This is a genomic window from Mycetocola manganoxydans, assembly GCF_003667545.1.
Classification (GTDB): domain Bacteria; phylum Actinomycetota; class Actinomycetes; order Actinomycetales; family Microbacteriaceae; genus Mycetocola_A; species Mycetocola_A manganoxydans.
The window spans coordinates 188614-206840 of the sequence record NZ_RCUV01000005.1; the positions used below are offsets into that span (position 1 = coordinate 188614).

At 64.0% G+C, this 18227-nt stretch carries 16 protein-coding genes; 1 reads left to right on the plus strand and 15 read right to left on the minus strand.

The window, feature by feature from the left end; genetic code table 11:
• Positions 1–55 precede the first annotated feature (55 nt).
• The 10 genes from D9V29_RS04860 to uvrA all read right to left on the minus strand — a co-directional run bounded on the left by D9V29_RS04860 (position 56) and on the right by uvrA (position 11350).
• Positions 56–421: an RNA polymerase-binding protein RbpA gene (locus tag D9V29_RS04860; RefSeq protein WP_121672198.1), complete on the minus strand. Its 366-nt coding sequence runs from the start codon at positions 419–421 to the stop codon at positions 56–58.
• 9 nt (positions 422–430) lie between these two features.
• Complete coding sequence (secG, locus tag D9V29_RS04865; RefSeq protein ID WP_121672199.1) at positions 431–682, minus strand: preprotein translocase subunit SecG; 252 nt, start codon at positions 680–682, stop codon at positions 431–433.
• A 69-nt stretch (positions 683–751) separates the two neighbouring features.
• The gene (tpiA, locus tag D9V29_RS04870; protein WP_121672200.1) at positions 752–1546 is read right to left on the minus strand and encodes a triose-phosphate isomerase; all 795 of its coding nucleotides are present in this window, start codon (positions 1544–1546) and stop codon (positions 752–754) included.
• The gene (locus D9V29_RS04875; RefSeq protein WP_121672201.1) at positions 1543–2760 is read right to left on the minus strand and encodes a phosphoglycerate kinase; all 1218 of its coding nucleotides are present in this window, start codon (positions 2758–2760) and stop codon (positions 1543–1545) included. Before D9V29_RS04875 ends, tpiA begins: the two co-directional genes overlap by 4 nt.
• Positions 2761–2776: 16 nt before the next feature.
• Complete coding sequence (gap, locus tag D9V29_RS04880; protein WP_121672202.1) at positions 2777–3781, minus strand: type I glyceraldehyde-3-phosphate dehydrogenase; 1005 nt, start codon at positions 3779–3781, stop codon at positions 2777–2779.
• A gap of 99 nt (positions 3782–3880) precedes the next feature.
• Positions 3881–4507: a superoxide dismutase gene (locus D9V29_RS04885; RefSeq protein WP_121672203.1), complete on the minus strand. Its 627-nt coding sequence runs from the start codon at positions 4505–4507 to the stop codon at positions 3881–3883.
• 106 nt (positions 4508–4613) lie between these two features.
• Positions 4614–5594 carry a DNA-binding protein WhiA gene (whiA, locus tag D9V29_RS04890; protein ID WP_121672204.1) on the minus strand — a complete coding sequence of 327 codons (981 nt, stop codon included), beginning with the start codon at positions 5592–5594 and terminating at the stop codon, positions 4614–4616.
• A 47-nt stretch (positions 5595–5641) separates the two neighbouring features.
• Positions 5642–6517 (minus strand): RNase adapter RapZ, encoded by an 876-nt coding sequence (gene rapZ / locus D9V29_RS04895; RefSeq protein WP_259462885.1) that lies wholly within the window; start codon positions 6515–6517, stop codon positions 5642–5644.
• A 54-nt stretch (positions 6518–6571) separates the two neighbouring features.
• Complete coding sequence (uvrC, locus tag D9V29_RS04900; RefSeq protein ID WP_121672205.1) at positions 6572–8458, minus strand: excinuclease ABC subunit UvrC; 1887 nt, start codon at positions 8456–8458, stop codon at positions 6572–6574.
• Complete coding sequence (gene uvrA / locus D9V29_RS04905; protein WP_121672206.1) at positions 8459–11350, minus strand: excinuclease ABC subunit UvrA; 2892 nt, start codon at positions 11348–11350, stop codon at positions 8459–8461. It abuts the gene before it with no gap.
• Between the two features lie 58 nt (positions 11351–11408).
• On the opposite strand from uvrA, the gene D9V29_RS04910 reads away from it, so the two are divergent.
• Positions 11409–12074: a protein-L-isoaspartate(D-aspartate) O-methyltransferase gene (locus D9V29_RS04910; protein WP_229790351.1), complete on the plus strand. Its 666-nt coding sequence runs from the start codon at positions 11409–11411 to the stop codon at positions 12072–12074.
• Between the two features lie 3 nt (positions 12075–12077).
• Here D9V29_RS04910 and uvrB read toward each other — a convergent pair whose 3' ends face one another.
• The 5 genes from uvrB to D9V29_RS04935 form a co-directional block, all read right to left on the minus strand.
• Positions 12078–14144: an excinuclease ABC subunit UvrB gene (uvrB, locus tag D9V29_RS04915; protein WP_121672208.1), complete on the minus strand. Its 2067-nt coding sequence runs from the start codon at positions 14142–14144 to the stop codon at positions 12078–12080.
• A gap of 41 nt (positions 14145–14185) precedes the next feature.
• Positions 14186–14794: a dephospho-CoA kinase gene (gene coaE, locus D9V29_RS04920; protein WP_121672209.1), complete on the minus strand. Its 609-nt coding sequence runs from the start codon at positions 14792–14794 to the stop codon at positions 14186–14188.
• A gap of 7 nt (positions 14795–14801) precedes the next feature.
• Positions 14802–15467: a TetR/AcrR family transcriptional regulator gene (locus tag D9V29_RS04925; RefSeq protein ID WP_183084914.1), complete on the minus strand. Its 666-nt coding sequence runs from the start codon at positions 15465–15467 to the stop codon at positions 14802–14804.
• Between the two features lie 179 nt (positions 15468–15646).
• Positions 15647–17092: a 30S ribosomal protein S1 gene (gene rpsA, locus D9V29_RS04930; RefSeq protein ID WP_121672211.1), complete on the minus strand. Its 1446-nt coding sequence runs from the start codon at positions 17090–17092 to the stop codon at positions 15647–15649.
• A 174-nt stretch (positions 17093–17266) separates the two neighbouring features.
• Positions 17267–18184, minus strand: a complete 918-nt coding sequence (locus D9V29_RS04935; protein WP_121672212.1) for an ATP-grasp domain-containing protein — start codon at positions 18182–18184, stop codon at positions 17267–17269.
• Between the last annotated feature and the right edge of the window lie 43 nt (positions 18185–18227).

Consider the following 18227-nt stretch of genomic DNA (forward strand, 5'->3'; position numbering starts at 1 on the left):
TCGGTTTCGACAGGGGCTCTTTCGCGTGCCTGGAGTGCTTCAGGCGGTTTCAGTCCTACGACGCGGTTGCGGTTCCGCGGCGGGCGCGAAGCTGCTGAAGTGCCTCATCGAGGAGCGCCTCGGCTTCTTCTTCCGTGCGACGTTCCTTCACATAGGCAAGGTGCGTCTTGTACGGCTCGAGCTTTGCCACCTCGGGCGGGTTGGCCCGGTCGCGGCCCGCTGGCAGCCCTGACGACGGGCTGTCGATCGTCTCGGGGATTTCCTCGTCCGGAAGGCTGGCAGAGAAGTGCCGAACCGTTTCATTTCCGAGGATGTCCCAGTACGAGACCGCCACCCGATCTGCATGGAAACCATGGTCTTGCTCACCCATGGGTCCTGCACCCACGCGTGAACCACGAATTGCGCTACCTCCGGCAGCCATATGTTCCTCCTACACGCCCGCGGAGAACTTGGTGATGAGACCAAGCGCAACGATCGAGCTGAACCAAACAAGAGCAAGTACAACGGTGAAGCGGTTGAGGTTCCGTTCAGCGACACCCGACGAGCCGAGACTCGACCCCATGCCGCCGCCGAACATATCCGAAAGTCCACCGCCGCGCCCCTTGTGCAAGAGGATGAGGAATGTGAGCAGGAGGCTCGTGATTCCGAGCAACACCTGCAGAACTACCTGAAGAATCTCCACAAAGGACCTTTCATGAGGCGGACATGGAGTTCCATGAACCATCCCCAATTATAGCGTGAGCGCGCGGGGTCAGAGTCCCACGTGCTTCTGGTACCGCACGATGCTCGAGAACTCGTTGAGGTCAAGGCTCGCGCCGCCGACAAGAGCTCCGTCGACGTTCGGTTCCCGCATGAATCCGGCGATGTTCGCAGCCTTCACAGAACCGCCGTACAGAATACGGGTTTTCTGCGCGACGTCCTCGCCGAGCGCATCGACGAGAACCGCACGCAGCGCTGCCGCGACCTGCTCGGCCTGTTCCGGCGTTGCCGCCTGTCCCGAACCGATTGCCCAGACAGGTTCGTACGCAACGACGATGTCGACCGTCGAGCTGATGCCGGCGAGTGCCGCCTTCAACTGACCGACGGGAACAGCGCTCGGCCCATGCTTCTCGAGGTCCTCGGCCGTCTCTCCCACGCAAATGATCGGGACCAGGTTGTGCTTGAGGGCGGCACGGACCTTTCCGGCCACCTGCTCATCTGATTCCGCGTGCATGGTGCGCCGCTCGGAGTGTCCGATGAGGACGTAACCGCAGTCGAGCGCAGAGAGGAACGCGCCGGAGATCTCGCCGGTGTATGCGCCCGAATCGTGCTCGGACAGGTCCTGAGCACCGAAAGCGATCGGCAGTTTGTCCGCCGCCACCAGCGTCTGGACACTGCGCAGATCGGTGAAAGGCGGGAACACCGCGACCTCGACGCTCGCCTCGTCGTGCTTGGCATCAGCGAGGCTCCATGCCAGCTTCTGGACGAATGCGATGGCCTGGAGGTGATCCAGGTTCATCTTCCAGTTGCCCGCGATCAGCGGGGTCCTGCGTACTGATGTGCTCACTGTTGCCATCCTAGAATTTCAAGTCCTGGAAGCCGCTTGCCCTCGAGGAATTCGAGACTCGCGCCACCTCCGGTCGATATGTGTCCGAACTGGTCGTCCGTGAATCCGAGGGCGCGAACCGCAGCGGCAGAGTCGCCACCGCCGACGACACTGAGGCCGTCGACCTCGGTGAGCGCCTGCGCGACGGCCTGGGTGCCAAGAGCGAACGGAGCGAGTTCGAAAACGCCCATCGGGCCGTTCCAGAACACTGTCTTCGATGAGCGGATGATCTCGGCGAAGCGGGCGGACGTCTCGGGTCCGATGTCCAGGCCGAGCCCTGACGAACCGAAAGCGGTGTCCTCGATCGCGTCGGCCGGCTGCACCTGGTGCTCGGCATCGGCGCTGAATGACGCCGCGACGACGACATCCGTCGGCAGAACGATCTCGACACCGAGTTTTTCCGCTTCCGCGAGGTATCCCCTGACTGTTTCGAGCTGGTCTTCCTCGAGGAGGCTCGAGCCCACCTTGTGGCCCTGCGCGGCGAGGAAGGTGAAGAGCATCCCTCCTCCGATGAGCAGGGTGTTGACCCGCGGCAGGAGATGACCGATGACGCCGAGCTTGTCCGACACCTTGGAACCGCCGAGGACGACCGTGTATGGGCGTTCAGGCGACTCGGTGAGGCGGTCGAGAACTTCGAGCTCCGCGGAGATCAACAGGCCACCGGCGCTCGGCAGGATGGTGGGCAGCTCGTAAACGCTCGCCTGCTTGCGGTGGACGACACCGAACCCGTCCGAGACGAACGCGTCGCCGAAGCCCGCGATCTTCTCGGCGAATGCAGTGCGCTCCGACTCGTTCTTGCTGGTCTCCCCCGGGTTGAACCGGAGGTTTTCGAGGACCACGATCTCGCCGTTCTCGAGCGCGTCGACAGCTGATTTCGCGGAATCGCCGACGGTGTCCGAGGCGAAAGCGACAGGTGTCCCGAGCAGCTCACCGAGACGGACTGCGACAGGCTCGAGGCTGTATTTGGCGTCCGGGGCGCCATCAGGGCGACCGAGGTGAGAGATGACGACGACGCGGGCGCCTCCGTCGAGCAGTTTCTTCAGTGTGGGCAGTGACGCGCGCACGCGCCCGTCGTCGGTGATGACCCCGTCCTTGAGAGGAACATTGAGGTCACACCGAACGACGATGCGCGTGCCGGCGAGCGAGCCCAGCGATTCGAGTGTACGAAGCGACACGGGGAGCTCTCCGTCCCTAGAGACGGTCTGCGACGTACTCGGTGAGGTCGACGAGACGGTTGGAGTAACCCCACTCGTTGTCGTACCAGCTGACGAGCTTGACCTGGTTGCCCATGACGCGCAGCAGGCCGGCGTCGAAGATGGACGAGTGCGGGTCGGTGACGATGTCGCTCGAGACGATCTCGTCTTCGGTGTACAGCAGGATGCCCTTGAGCGGCCCTTCAGCAGCGGCCTTGTATGCAGCCTTGACCTCGTCGACCGTGACCGGGCGGGAGGACTCGACCGTGAGGTCGGTGATCGAACCGGTCGGAACAGGAACCCGAAGCGCGAAGCCGTCGAGCTTGCCCTTCAGCTCGGGCAGGACGAGACCGATGGCCTTGGCCGCACCGGTGGAGGTCGGGACGATGTTGACGGCAGCAGCACGAGCACGACGAAGGTCGCTGTGGGGGCCATCCTGGAGGTTCTGGTCTGCGGTGTACGCGTGGACCGTGGTCATCAGACCGCGTTCGATGCCGAACTCGTCGTTGAACACCTTGGCGAGTGGCGCGAGGCAGTTCGTGGTGCACGAAGCGTTGGAGATGATGTGGTGGTTCTCCGGGTCGTACAGGTCTTCATTCACGCCCATGACGAAGGTGGCGTCTTCACCCTTGGCCGGAGCCGAGATGAGAACCTTCTTCGCGCCGGCCGTGATGTGCTTGCGTGCGTCGTCCGCGTTCGTGAAGAAACCGGTCGACTCGATGACGATGTCGACACCGAGCTCGCCCCAGGGCAGGTTGGCGGGGTCGCGCTCAGCGAACACCTTGATGGCCTTGCCGTCGACGACGATCTGCTCACCGTCGAACTCGACAGTCGCGTCGAGGCGGCCGGTGATGGAGTCGTACTTCAGCAGGTGGGCCAGAGTCTTGTTGTCGGTGAGGTCGTTGACCGCGACAATTTCGAGGTCGCTGCCTTTGGCGAGGGCGGCGCGGAAGTAGTTGCGGCCAATGCGGCCGAACCCGTTGATACCGATCTTTACGGACAAGGATCTCTCCTGTTTCTGTGGCGCCGGAGCGCGATTTTTGTTGAACAGTGTTGTGGAAGATGGAAATGGTCGTCCGGGAACCCCGGACGACCATGTCGGTTATGACAGTAGCAGTAGCCCGGCGGTCTTCTCGCGGGCTGTTACGAAGCGCTGCTCGACGTTCTCCCAGTTGGTGATGTTCCAGAACGCCCTGACGTAATCAGCGCGTACGTTCTTGTAGTCGAGGTAGTACGCGTGCTCCCAGACGTCGAGCATGAGCACGGGAACCGTACCTGCTGCGAAGTTGGACTGCTGGTCGAAGAACTGCTGCACGATCAGCTTCTGGCCGATCGAGTCCCAGGCGAGGACAGCCCAGCCGGACCCCTGCACACCGAGAGCGGCGGCGGTGAAGTGGGCGCGGAACTTGTCGAACGAGCCGAAGAACTCGTCGATCGCTGCGGCGAGCTCGCCGGTCGGCTTGTCGCCGCCGTTTGGCGAGAGGTTGGTCCAGAAGATCGAGTGGTTGACGTGACCGCCGAGGTTGAAGGCGAGGTCCTTCTCGAGTTTGTTCACGTTGGCAAGGTTGTCGGAATCGCGGGCCTCGGCCAGCTGTGCCAGAGCGGTGTTCGCGCCGGTCACGTAGGTCTGGTGATGCTTCGAATGGTGCAGTTCCATGATGGCCCCCGAGATACTCGGCTCGAGCGCCGCGTAGTCATAGGGAAGGTCAGGGAGGGTGTATTCAGCCATTGTTTATCTCTCCTCTTCTTGTGACGCCGGCCGCTGGTGGTGCGGCGCAGGGCGACTTTTCCAGTCTAGTCAGGTCGACTTCCCGGCCGGAGGCCCTTGCGGGAGATCAGGCGTCGTCGAGGTCGGGCGGCAGGTTCGCGTCCGTTCCCGGCAGTCCAAGGTCCTGGGCTCGTTTGTCCGCCATGGCGAGCAGGCGCCGGATCCGACCGGCAATGGCATCCTTCGTCATCGGCGGGTCCGCGTGGTGCCCGAGCTCGTCAAGGCTCGCCTCACGGTGGTTGAGACGCAACTCGCCTGCGTATCGCAAGTGCTCGGGGATGTCGTCGCTCAGGATCTCCATCGCGCGTTCCACCCGTGCGCAGGCGGCGACAGCGGCCTGCGCCGAGCGGCGCAGGTTGGCGTCGTCGAAATTCACGAGCCGGTTGGCGGTTGCCCGCACCTCGCGGCGCTGGCGGAGTTCTTCCCACGCCTTGACGGTTCCATGGGCGCCCATCAGGACGAGCATGGCGCTGATCGCTTCACCCTCGCGGATGACGACGCGGTGGACACCGCGGACCTCGCGCGCCTTGGCAGCGACACCGAGCCGGCCTGCTGCCCCGACGAGTGCCATTGCGGACTCGTTGCCTGGGCAGGTGATCTCGAGGGCTGCTGAGCGTCCGGGATCGGTGAGCGAACCGGCTGCGAGGAACGCCCCGCGCCACACGGCGGCCAGTTCCGTCTTGGTGCCGGTGGTCAGCCGGTTCGGGAGCCCCCGGATCGGGCGTCTCCTGGCGTCGAGAAGCCCGGTTTGCCGTGCGAGTGTCTCGCCGCCGTCCTGGACGCGGACGAGATAGGACTCGCCCCTGCGCGTGCCGGACCCGCTGATCATACTGACCTCACTGCGCACTCCGTAGAGTTCGGCCAGGTCCTTGCGGATACGGCGGGCCAGCTGTGGTGTGTCGAGCTCCGATTCGATCGCGATGCGGCTCGAGATCAGGTGGAGGCCTCCGCTGAAGCGAAGGATCGAGGTCAGTTCAGCAGCGCGGACCGCCGTTTTCGGTTCAACGATTCCGGCCAGTTCTTCTTTGACTTCAGCAGTCAGTGCCAATCGTTGTCCTATCTCGTGTGGTGAATCGAATGTCGTTCAGGCCGCTGTCATTCGCGGCCGAGGTCGCGGTGTTTGACGGTCGCAGCAACGCCGGGCAACTCCGAGAGTTTGTCGGCGAGCTGAAGCGCCATGGCGACGGAGCGGTGCTTTCCGCCCGTGCAGCCGATGGCGAAGGTGGCGAATCGTTTGTTCTCCCGCTGATACCCGGCCAGGACCGGGGCGAGTGCAGTCGCATAGCTGTCCAGGAATTCCCTGGCGCCTGGCTGGTCGAGCACGAAGTCGCTGACTTCGGCGTCCAGTCCAGTATGCGCCCGGAGCTCGGGAACCCAAAACGGGTTGGGCAGGAAGCGGGCGTCCGCGACGGTGTCGGCGTCGGAAGGGAGGCCGTATTTGAATCCGAAGCTCATGACGGTGAGCTTCACGCCCGGCGTCCCCTCGGCGGCGAAGAGCTCTGCCGTCTTCGTGGCGAGCTGGTGCACGTTCAGGTCGGACGTGTCGATGACGATGTCGCTGGACTCACGAATGGTTGACAGCCTGGCTCGTTCGCTGACGATGCCGTCGAGGATGGTTCCACCGCCCTGCAGCGGGTGCGGGCGACGGACGGCGTCGAAGCGGCGAACCAGGGCGGCATCCGTTGCGTCGAGGAAGACGACGCGAAGCTTCGTGCCCGACCGCAGCGACTGGATCATCTGCTGGAGGTCGCCGAAGAAATCACGTCCGCGGACGTCGACGACGGCGGCGATTCGCGGAAGCGCTCCCCCGGCCCGTTCGGCGAGGTCGATGAGGGGACGCAGCATCTGCGGAGGAAGGTTGTCGACGACGTACCAGTCGAGGTCTTCGAGGGCGTTGGCGACCGTTGACCTGCCGGCTCCCGACATGCCCGTGACGATGAGGACTTCCTGCTGAGGGGTCGGCTGCTCCACCGGTTTCCTGCGCTTTCCGTTGTGCGGCCGATGGAATCCGGCCACCCTCCCAGCCTACCGACTGTTCAACTGGGCGTGGATGGCGGACGCCAACGCCGGCCCGATACCGGCGACCTCGGTGATCGCCTCCGGCTTGGCCTGCCTGAGCTTCGCGACGGAGCCGAAATGCCGAAGCAGTGCTTTCACCCTGGCTGGTCCGAGGCCCGGGATGTCGGCAAGCACGCTCGAAATGTCCTTGCGACGTTTCGTTCGCTGGTAGGTGATCGCGAAGCGGTGCGCTTCGTCACGGATCCGCTGGAGCAGGAAAAGCGCCTCCGAATTGCGGGGAAGAATGACCGGGTAGTCGCTGTCCGGAAGCCAGATCTCCTCGAGTCGCTTCGCCATTCCGACGAGCTGGATGTCGGTCTGCCCTGATTCCTGCAGGGCACGCCGGGCCGCCTGGACCTGCGGTTGCCCGCCATCGACGATGAGCAACTGCGGTGGGTACGCGAACTTGCGCGGCTTCGCTGCGTCCTCGTCCGTCTCTCCCTGTGCCGTCGCATCCGCTTCGGGTTGCGTCAGGTAGGCGAGACGCCGCGACAGCACCTGATAGATCGACTCCGTGTCGTCTGTGGACTCCGCGATGCTGAACCGGCGGTACTGATCCTTGCGGGGCAGGCCGTCCTCGAACACCACCATCGAGGCGACGATGTTCGTGCCGGAGAGGTGGGACACATCGAAGCACTCGATCCGGAGTGGTGCGACATCCATCCCGATGGCGGACTGGATGTCGGTGAGCGCCTGCGACCGTGCCACGAAGTCGGCGCTCCGCCTGGTCTTGTAGACCATGAGCGAACCCTTCGCGTTGATCTCGGCCGTCTGCATGAGGGCAGCCTTCTCTCCGCGCTGCGCCGTGCGCAGGCGGACCTTTCCTTTTCCACGGATGCCGGCGAGCCAGGTCTCGAGTTCGGCCGCGTCGTCCGGCAGCTCGGGAACGAGGATCTCACGGGGAATGTCGACGACGCTCCCTGAGTCGTATGCGCGCTGCAGCACGCTGTCGATGAGTTCGGCCGTCGACAGATCCAGCTCCTTATCGACGGTCCAGGAGCGTACTCCTCGGATTCGTCCGCCACGCACGAGGAACTGCTGCACGGCCGCGGACAATTCGTCGTGTGCGAGACCGAAGAGGTCGGCATCGACCGAATCCTTGAGTACGACAGCGCTCTTGTCGAGGACTGCCTCGAGCGCCTGCAGGCGGTCGCGGTAGCGGGCTGCCGACTCGTAGTCCTGGACCGCAGCCGCTTCGCGCATCTGTTTCGTCGCCTCGGTGACGAATCGCTTGTCGTTGCCGTTGAGGAAGCTGACGAAGTCGTTGACCATCGCCCGGTGTTCCTCGATCGTGACCCGGCCGGAGCATGGCCCACCGCAGCGTCCGATCTGCCCCGGGAAGCATGGTCGACCGGACTGCATGGCGCGCTTGTAACTCGAATCCGAGCAGGTGCGGATCGGGAAGGCCTTGATCATCAGGTCGATGGTTTCGTGCACGGCCCAGATCTTGGGATACGGACCGAAGTACTTCGCCCCACGGATTCGCGGGTTCCGGGTGACGAGGACCCGCGGTGCTTCGTCGCCGAGCGTGACGGCGAGGTACGGGTACGTCTTGTCGTCGCGGAATTTGACGTTGAACGGCGGCTCGAACTCCTTGATCCAGGTGTATTCGAGCTGCAGGGCGTCGATGTCGCTGCCGACGACCGTCCATTCGACGCTCTTCGCCGTCGTGACCATGCGGCGGGTTCGCTCGTGAAGGCTCGGAAGCGGCGCGAAGTAATTGCTGAGCCGCGCCCGGAGGTTCTTCGCCTTCCCGACATAGAGGACGCGTGCGTTCTCATCGCGGAAACGGTACACGCCCGGGCTCGTCGGGATCTCCCCCGGGCGTGGCCGGTAGCTGAGCGTACCGCTCATCTAGCCCGCCTTACGGGCGACGATCGCGTCAGCCTCGAGAACTTCCTTGAGGTAGTACCCGGTGTGGCTCTTCTTCACGGTGGCGATCTTCTCAGGCGTTCCCGTCGCGAGGATCTTTCCGCCGCCAGCGCCACCCTCTGGACCGATGTCGATCAGCCAGTCCGCCGATTTGATGACGTCGAGGTTGTGTTCGATCACGATGACGGTGTTGCCCTTGTCGACGAGGCTGTTCAGCACGAGGAGGAGTTTGCGGACGTCCTCGAAGTGCAGCCCGGTGGTGGGTTCGTCGAGAACGTAGATGCTCCGCCCGTTGGTCCGGCGCTGCAGCTCGGTCGCGAGCTTCACGCGCTGAGCCTCCCCACCGGACAGCGTCGTTGCACTCTGGCCGAGCCGGACGTAGCCGAGCCCGACCTCGACGAGGGTCTTGAGGAATCGGTGGATCGACGTGATCGGCTCGAAGAATTCGGCGGCCTCGGCAATCGGCATGTCGAGAACTTCGGCGATGTTCTTGCCCTTGTAGTGGACGGAGAGGGTGTCGCGGTTGTACCGCGCTCCCCCGCACACTTCACAGGCCACGTACACATCGGGAAGGAAGTTCATTTCGATCTTGATGGTGCCGTCACCCGAGCACGCCTCACAGCGGCCGCCCTTGACGTTGAAGCTGAACCGGCCGGGCAGGTAGCCACGGGTCTTCGCCTCGATGGTCTCGGAGAACAGGTTCCGGATGCGGTCGAAGACCCCGGTGTAGGTGGCGGGGTTCGAGCGCGGAGTGCGGCCGATCGGCGCCTGGTCGACGTGAATCACCTTGTCGAGTTGTTCGACCCCGGTCACGCGGGTGTGCTTTCCGGGAACCTTCCTGGCACCGTTGAGCTTGTTGGCGAGCACCCGGTACAGGACGTCGTTGACGAGGGATGATTTACCCGAGCCGCTCACGCCGGTGACGGCGGTGAAAACCCCGAGGGGGAAGTCGACGGTCACCTTGCGGAGGTTGTTCGCCTGCGCGCCGACGACGGTGATCATCCGGTTCGGGTCGACGGGCCGGCGTTTCTCGGGAACGGCGATCTGCTTGCGGCCGGAGAGGTAGTCGCCGGTGAGAGATCGCGTGTTCGAGAGGAGATCGTCATACGAGCCGGAGTGCACGACGGTGCCGCCGTTGACGCCGGCGCCGGGTCCGATGTCGACGACCCAGTCGGCGGTGCGGATGGTGTCTTCGTCGTGTTCGACGACGATGAGGGTGTTACCGAGGTCGCGAAGCGTGACGAGGGTCTGGATCAGGCGTCGATTGTCGCGCTGGTGCAACCCGATGCTGGGTTCGTCGAGGACATAGAGAACCCCGGTCAGTCCGGAGCCGATCTGGGTCGCCAGCCGGATCCGTTGTGCCTCTCCACCCGACAGGGAGCCTGCGGTGCGCGACAGGTTGAGGTAGTTGAGGCCGACCTGGATGAGGAAGTCCAATCGCACCTTGATCTCGCGGAGAACCTGCGCCCCGATCATGCCCTCGCGATCGGTGAGGTGCATCGTGTCCATGAACTCGCGTGCGTCGGTGAGGCTCAGCTCGGCGATGTCGGCGATGTTCGACCCGTGGATGAGAACGCTGAGAACCTCGGGCTTCAGCCGCTTGCCGTCACAGACCGGGCACGGAATCTCGCGCAAATATTCGCCCCAGCGTGCGCGCTGGACATCGGTCTCGGCCTGGCTGTACTGACGTTCGATGTACGGCATCACACCCTCGAAGCCCGAGGTGTAGCTGACCTCACGGCCGTACCGGTTCTTCCACTTGACCTTGACTTTGAAATTCTCGCCGCGGAGCACGGCCTCCTGCACCTTGGCGGGGAGTTTCTTCCACGGGGTCCTGAGCGAGAAGTCGAGGTCGCGGGCGAGGCCCTCGAGAAGCTTCTCGTAGTACTGGTACAGGCCCTTGCCCTGCGTCGTCCACGGGATGATCACACCGTCGTTGATGCTGAGGTCTTCGTCGCCGATGAGGAGATCCTGGTCGACCGACATCCGAGTGCCAAGGCCCGAGCACTCCGGGCAGGCACCGAACGGCGCGTTGAAGCTGAAGGTGCGCGGCTCGATCTCGGTCAGCTGGACCGGATGGTTGTTCGGGCAGGAGAGTTTTTCGCTGTAGGAGCGAATCGAATCCGGCCCTTCTTCGTCGACGAGCTTCACCTGGACGAGGCCGTCAGTGAGGCCGAGCGCGGTCTCGAGCGAATCGGTCAGGCGGCTCAGCGCATCAGGCCCCGCAACCAGCCGGTCAACTACGACGGAGATGTCGTGCTTGTAGGACTTCTTGAGTTTCGGCGGCTCGTTGAGCTGGATCTGCTCCCCATCGACGAGGGCACGGGCGTATCCCTTGGCGGCGAGTTCCTTGAACAGGTCGACGAACTCACCCTTCTTCTGGGACACGATGGGGCTCATCACCATGTAGCGGGTGCCCGTCTCGAGCTCCATCAGCTGGTCGGCGATCTGCTGGACCGTCTGACGCTCGATCGGTTCGCCGCACTCGGGACAGTGAGGGACCCCGATACGGGCCCAGAGCAGGCGCATGTAGTCGTAGACCTCGGTGATGGTCCCCACCGTCGACCGGGGGTTGCGGTTCGTCGACTTCTGGTCGATCGAAACCGCCGGGCTGAGCCCTTCGATGAAGTCAACGTCGGGGCGATCCACCTGTCCGAGGAACTGGCGGGCGTACGCAGACAGCGATTCGACGTAGCGTCGCTGCCCTTCGGCGAAGATGGTGTCGAAAGCCAGCGATGACTTGCCCGACCCGGAGAGCCCGGTGAAGACGACGAGCGAGTCACGGGGGATGTCGAGGTCGACGTTGTGCAGATTGTGCACGCGGGCGCCGCGAACGCTGAGTTTTGACGTGGAATTTACCTTCGAGATTGACACCCCACGAGTCTACGTCGACCCACTGACATCGCCGTCCGAGGGGTGCACAATGGGCGGCATGGACTCGTTTGTGGTAGGTCGGGAACGGATGGTCGCCGAACACATCGCCGCCCGCGGGATCCGCGACGAACAGGTCCTCGATGCCATGCGGAGGGTCCCGCGGGAAGAATTCGTTCGACCATCGTCACGGTCGGTCGCGTACGAGGATCATCCGCTCCCGATCTCGCACGGACAGACGATTTCGCAACCGTATATCGTCGCGCTCACCGTCGAAGCCGCTCACATCGATTCGTCCAGTCGCGTGCTCGACATCGGTACGGGCTCAGGGTATGCGGCCGCCGTTCTCGCCGAGATCGCCGCGGACGTCGTGACGATCGAACGTCATCCCTCCCTCGCTGATGGGGCCAGGGAGGTCCTCGACCGGCTCGGCTACGCCAACGTCACCGTCGTGACCGGGGATGGAACGCTCGGCTGGCCGGATGGCGCACCGTATGACGCGATCGTCGTGGCCGCAGCCGCACCGCGGATCCCGGATCCGTGGTTGCAGGAGCTTGCCGACGGAGGCAGGCTGGTGATGCCCATCGGCAAGCCGGGGCTCGGTCAATCGCTGAAGCGAATCACCCTCGGCCCCGACCGGGATCCGCGATTCGAGGACCTCGGTGGGGTCACGTTCGTCCCACTGATCGGGGCGTTCGGTACGGAACCTGACCGATTCGGCGGCTGAGCGTCAGCCGAGGTGACCGGCTTTCTCCATCTGTCTCAGGTCGCGTTTGAGGTCGGACAGTTCGTCTCGCAGACGACCTGCAAGCTCGAACTTGAGTTCGGCAGCGGCCGACAACATCTGGGCGTTGAGATCGGCGATGATCGACTCGAGCTCGGCGGCGCCTTCGGACGCGATGCCCTCCTTGCGCAGCCGTGGCGTCGGGCTCTTCTTCCTGCCGTCTCGATTCGCCAGCATCTGCGCGGTATCGGCGCCCTCGCGGGCGAGAGCATCGGTGATGTCAGCGATCTTCTTACGCAACGGGGTCGGATCGATTCCGTGCTCCAGGTTGTACGCGACCTGGGTCTCGCGACGCCGCGTCGTTTCGTCGATGGCCTTCTTCATGGAATCGGTGAGGACATCCGCGTACATGTGTACTTCGCCAGACACGTTTCGTGCCGCGCGACCGATCGTCTGAATGAGCGATGTCGACGATCGCAGGAAACCCTCTTTGTCGGCGTCGAGGATGGCGACGAGGGACACTTCGGGAAGGTCGAGGCCTTCTCGAAGCAGGTTGATTCCGACGAGGACGTCGTACAGCCCTGACCGCAGTTCGCTGAGTAGCTCCACCCGGCGCAGGGTGTCGACGTCCGAGTGTAGATAGCGCACGCGCACCCCGGCCTCGGTGAGGAAGTCGGTGAGTTCTTCGGCCATCTTCTTCGTGAGCGTCGTGACGAGGACACGTTCGTCACGGGAGGACCGCAGCCGGATCTCTTCGAGCAGGTCGTCGATCTGGCCCTTCGAGGGTTTGACGACGATCTCGGGATCGACGAGGCCGGTCGGGCGGATGATCTGCTCGACGACGCCGTCGGCGACGCCCATCTCGTATCGGCCGGGAGTAGCGGACAGGTACACCGTCTGGCCGACCCGGTCCTTGAACTCGTTCCACTTGAGCGGCCGGTTGTCGAGTGCGCTCGGGAGGCGAAAGCCGTGCTCGACGAGGGTGCGCTTCCGCGACGAGTCGCCCTCGTACATCGCGCCGATTTGCGGGACGGTGACGTGGGACTCGTCGATGACGACGAGGAAATCGTCGGGGAAGTAGTCGATGAGGCAGTGAGGTGCCTGACCGGGCGCCCGGCCGTCCATGTGACGCGAGTAGTTCTCGATGCCCGAGCAGAACCCGATCTGCTGCATCATCTCGAGGTCGAACGTCGTGCGCATCCGCAGCCGCTGGGCCTCGAGCAATTTGCCCTGCCGCTCCAGGTCCGCGAGGCGCTCCTCGAGTTCTTCCTGGATGGTGACGATCGCCCGCTGCATGACGTCGGTGCTGGCCACGTAGTGCGAGCCGGGGAACACCGAAACCGACTCCAGCTTGCGGACGACATCACCGGTGAGCGGATGCAGTGAATACAGTCCTTCGATCTCGTCGCCGAACATCTCGATCCGGATGGCGAGCTCTTCATAGACGGGGATGATCTCGATCGTGTCGCCCCGCACACGGAAGTTGCCGCGGGAGAAGTCGACGTCGTTGCGGTTGTACTGCATCGAGATGAACTTGCGGATGAGCCAGTCGCGGTCGACCCGCTGGCCGACCTGCAGCGCCATCATCGCGTTGAGGTACTCCTCCGGCTTACCGAGACCATAGATGCATGACACCGTGGAGACGACGATGACGTCGCGCCTGCTCAACAGCGCGTTCGTTGTGGAGTGCCGGAGACGTTCGACCTCGGCGTTGACCGACGAGTCCTTCTCGATGAAGGTGTCGGTCTGCGGGACGTACGCCTCTGGCTGGTAGTAGTCGTAGTACGAGACGAAGTACTCGACGGCGTTATTCGGCAGAAGTTCGCGGAACTCGTTGGCCAGCTGGGCAGCGAGCGTCTTGTTGTGTGCGAGAACGAGTGTGGGGCGCTGGACGGCCTCGACGAGCCACGCGGTCGTCGCGGACTTGCCCGTACCCGTTGCACCGAGCAGAACGACATCCGTCTCGCCGGCGTTGATGCGGGCGCTGAGTTCCGCGATCGCTTTGGGCTGGTCGCCGCTGGGGGTGTATTCGCTGATGACCTCGAACGGGTGCACGGAGCGGGTGGGTTGCATACCTCAAGTTTAGGTGCGACCACTGACATCGACCTGCGGGGCTATGCTCGCCGCTCTGTCGTCAGGCTCTGCCACAGCGTGTAGGCTTGGGCGAGCGTGTGCTCCAGCGTGCCGTCTGTATCGATCACGACATCGGCGATGGCGAGACGCTCATCCTCAGTTGCCTGGGCATCGATCCGTCTGGCGGCCTCATCCGGGTCCATCCCCCTGGCGTCGATGAGCCGGCCGAGCCGTGTCTCGCGTGAGGCGCTGGCCACGACGATCCGGTCGAAGGAATACGGATTCCTGGACTCGACGAGGAGAGGCACGTCGTAGACGATGATGGCGTCGGCGTCCGCGTCGCGGGCAGCAGCGATTCGTTTCTGCCCGAGTTCCCTCACGGCCGGGTGCACGATCGCGTTGAGGTCCTCGCGGGCCGCGCGGTCGGCGAAGATGACGGCACCGAGCGCAGCCCGATCGAGGCTGCCGTCCTCGGCGATGACGTCGTTTCCGAACCTCTCGGCGATCGCTTCAAGGCCGGGCGTGCCCGGTTCCACGACTTCGCGGGACAGCTGGTCGGCGTCGATGTGAACGGCACCGAGCTCGGCAAGTCGCTTCGCGATCGTCGACTTGCCTGACGCGATACCGCCGGTGAGGCCGATCAGTTGCATGTCGGGATCAGGCCGAGGCGCTCGGGACGAGATGACCCTCGAGATAGGCGACGGGCACAGAACGCGCCTCAGCGAGAAGCCAGGGGTCTCCCTCGGGCGACGCGTCGAATGCGAGCCGCTGCAGGGCCCGCGAGAGTTCGACGGCGACGCTGAGGTGCACCAGCCAGCGCTCGTCGCGCGGGAAGTCGAATTGTTCCAGCAGGCCGGCGAGGGCGGCGACATACTCGCGCGATCCGCGCAGGTACTGTTCCTGGCTCTCGTCGTCACCGAGGATCCGGTATTGCGTCGCCTTGTAACCCGGGATGCTGCGGCGGGCTCCGACAGACGTGTCGATCATGACGCGAAGCGTCTCCTGCCAGGTCTCCGGTTCCACCTCGAGCAGGTTCTCGATGCACAACGCGACGTACTGGTCCTGCATGTACTGGTAGACGCCGAGCATGAGGGCGATTCGGTCGGGAAAGAACCGGTACACGGTACCGATGGCCATCTCGGCACGTTTCGCGACTTCCGCGGTCGTCACGCCAGCGTGACCCGACTCGTCGATGATCTCGCCGCAGACCCGGAGGATGGCGCCGAGACTCTGGCGGCTTCGCTCCTGCTGGGGGTTGTTGCGCAGCGATTTTTCATTCGAAATGTCTGTCGCCAGATAGTGCCTCAGAGAACTAACGTCCACATCGCGCCTTAAGTTGTCAGTGAAAAGTGGGGAGCCGCCCCCGCAGCAGTTCTCCAACGTTATCAGTCGGGAAACGGTGCCCAGTGCCCCCACTTGCGGGGCCCGAGTGCGTGCGTGGACGCAAGACAGCGGCTGGCCGGCCCCGAAAACGGGACCGGCCAGCCGCCGAACTGTCGTGCTTAGGAGTTGCTGGTCAGCTTCTCGCGAAGAGCCGCGAGCGACTCGTCGTCAGCGAGCGTGCCAGCGCCGGCGGTCTCGCTTGAGAAGGTCGAACCTGCTGCGGGAGCGGCAGCGGCAGTTGCCTCTTCCGTCGCAGCGGTGGCAACCTGCTTCTTGTGAGCTTCCCAGCGAGCCTGGGCTGCAGCGTAGTCCTGCTCCCACTTCTCGCGCTGGGTGTCGAAGCCCTCTTTCCACTCGTTGGTCTCCGGGTCGAAGCCCTCGGGGTACTTGTAGTTCCCCTGGTCGTCGTACTCGGTGAGCATTCCGTAGAGAGCCGGGTCGAACTCGGTGCCCTCGGGGTCGACGCCCTCGTTGGCCTGCTTGAGGCTCAGCGAGATGCGGCGACGCTCGAGGTCGATGTCGATGACCTTGACGAAGACCTCGTCGCCGACCGAGACAACCTGCTCGGCGAGCTCGACGTGCTTGCCGCTGAGCTCGGAGATGTGCACGAGACCTTCGATGCCGTCTGCGACGCGGACGAACGCACCGAACGGAACGAGCTTCGTGACCTTGCCCGGTGCAACCTGGCCGATGGCGTGGGTGCGGGCGAAGACCTGCCACGGGTCTTCCTGCGTCGCCTTGAGCGACAGGGAGACACGCTCGCGGTCCAGGTCGACCTCGAGGATCTCGACGGTGACTTCCTGGCCGACTTCAACGACCTCGGACGCGTGCTCGATGTGCTTCCAGCTGAGCTCCGAGACGTGGACGAGACCGTCAACGCCACCGAGGTCGACGAACGCACCGAAGTTGACGATCGACGAGACGATGCCCTTGCGGACCTGCCCCTTCTGGAGGTTGTTGAGGAAGGTCGTGCGGCTCTCGGACTGGGTCTGCTCGAGCAGTGCACGACGAGAAAGCACAACGTTGTTGCGGTTCTTGTCGAGCTCGAGGATCTTCGCCTCGATCTCCTGGCCGAGGTACGGCGTGAGGTCGCGGACCCGGCGCAGCTCGATGAGCGATGCGGGCAGGAAGCCACGGAGGCCGATGTCGACGATGAGTCCACCCTTGACGACCTCGATGACCGAACCGGTCACGACGCCATCGGTGTCCTTGATCTTCTCGACGTCGCCCCACGCACGCTCGTACTGAGCACGCTTCTTGGAGAGGATGAGGCGGCCTTCTTTGTCTTCCTTCTGGAGGACGAGGGCTTCAACCATGTCGCCGACCTGAACGACCTCGCTCGGGTCGACGTCGTGCTTGATGGAAAGTTCGCGCGAGGGGATGACACCCTCGGTCTTGTAACCGACATCGAGGAGAACCTCGTCGCGATCGATCTTGACGACGGTACCCTCGATGAGGTCTCCGTCGTTGAAGAACTTCAGTGTTTTCTCGACCGCGGCCAGGAAGTCTTCAGCCGATCCGATGTCGTTGATAGCGACCTGCTTGGCGGTCGTTGCGGTTGTCATGTAGTGGTTGCTCCAGTAAGGACTGATATCAGGCCGGCACGACCCTGACTGCTGTGAAGTGTCAGGAGAGTTTCCGTGCACGGCGAACGGATAGAACGTCACAAAAGTGACATGTCAGTCTACCGATAAACAGGGACCCCCCGCAAATGGCGAATTCCGGGCCGACCGCTCGACTCAACCGGGCGTGCTGAGACGCTCCAGCACCGCCGTCACCACGTTACCGACGGCATCCGGCGAGAACGGAAGAAACAGCGACGGTTCGAACAGTTCCGCCTCGAGGACGAGAGGGCCGCGATCTGCGTCGTCGACGATGTCGACTCTCGCGAAGAGCGGCAGGGCGTCGGATTCCGGCAGCCCTCTCGCCGCCAGCACCGTTTGCACGGCCCCGATGAGTGCCGCACCGACGCCGAGCTCCCGCTCCCCCGGTTGCACCGGCGTGATCTCCTCGACGTAGACCCCGCCGCGCAACCCGCCTCCGACGGCGAGCAACGGCCCCTTGGACACCGCGTGGCTGAACCGGCCGTTGAAGTAGAGGAGGGCTCGCTCCCCGTGTTCCTGCACACCGTCGATCGCGGGCTGGACCATCACCGTTTTGCCCAGGGACAGGATGTGTTCCGCCAGCGCCGGTGCGGCCGGGTCGCCCACGTCGAACAGTCCGGTATTCATGGATCCTGCCGACACCGTCGGTTTCACGACGAGTCGGCGCGACTGCACGCGCTCCACCGCGACGGCCACCTCAGCGGCGCTGGCGCAGAACGTCGTCGGCACGAGGGGCACATCCGAAACGCCGGCGATGTCCCTGAGATAGGTCTTGTCGATGTTCCAGCGGATGAGGTCCGGACTGTTGAGCACACGAGTGACGGATGCCACCGAGTCCAGCCAGTCGAGGAACGCGGCAGCGTGGTCCGGATAGTCCCATGGCGACCGGATGAGGACGAGGTCGAAGTCTCCCCATGAGACCGTTGGGTCATTCCACAGCACGACAGCTGCGGAGAGCCCCGCGGCCGTGAGACCGTCGACGAGCAGCGGAAGATCATCATCGCGGTAGGCAGGGTCGGTAATACCGTGGCTGACGAGTGCGATCGCGCTCACGCTGCTGCTCCGCCGCAGGGGGCCGCCAAAAAGCAGGGAACGG

Bases quoted from the DNA above. Each gene is read 5' to 3' on its own strand.
- uvrC (WP_121672205.1), bottom strand. From the start codon at position 8,458: ATGAGCGGTACGCTCAGCTACCGGCCACGCCCGGGGGAGATCCCGACG.
- rpsA (WP_121672211.1), bottom strand. From the start codon at position 17,092: ATGACAACCGCAACGACCGCCAAGCAGGTCGCTATCAACGACATCGGA.
- uvrB (WP_121672208.1), bottom strand. From the start codon at position 14,144: ATGCAACCCACCCGCTCCGTGCACCCGTTCGAGGTCATCAGCGAATAC.
- D9V29_RS04860 (WP_121672198.1), bottom strand. From the start codon at position 421: ATGGCTGCCGGAGGTAGCGCAATTCGTGGTTCACGCGTGGGTGCAGGA.
- coaE (WP_121672209.1), bottom strand. From the start codon at position 14,794: ATGCAACTGATCGGCCTCACCGGCGGTATCGCGTCAGGCAAGTCGACG.
- D9V29_RS04885 (WP_121672203.1), bottom strand. From the start codon at position 4,507: ATGGCTGAATACACCCTCCCTGACCTTCCCTATGACTACGCGGCGCTC.
- D9V29_RS04910 (WP_229790351.1), top strand. From the start codon at position 11,409: ATGGACTCGTTTGTGGTAGGTCGGGAACGGATGGTCGCCGAACACATC.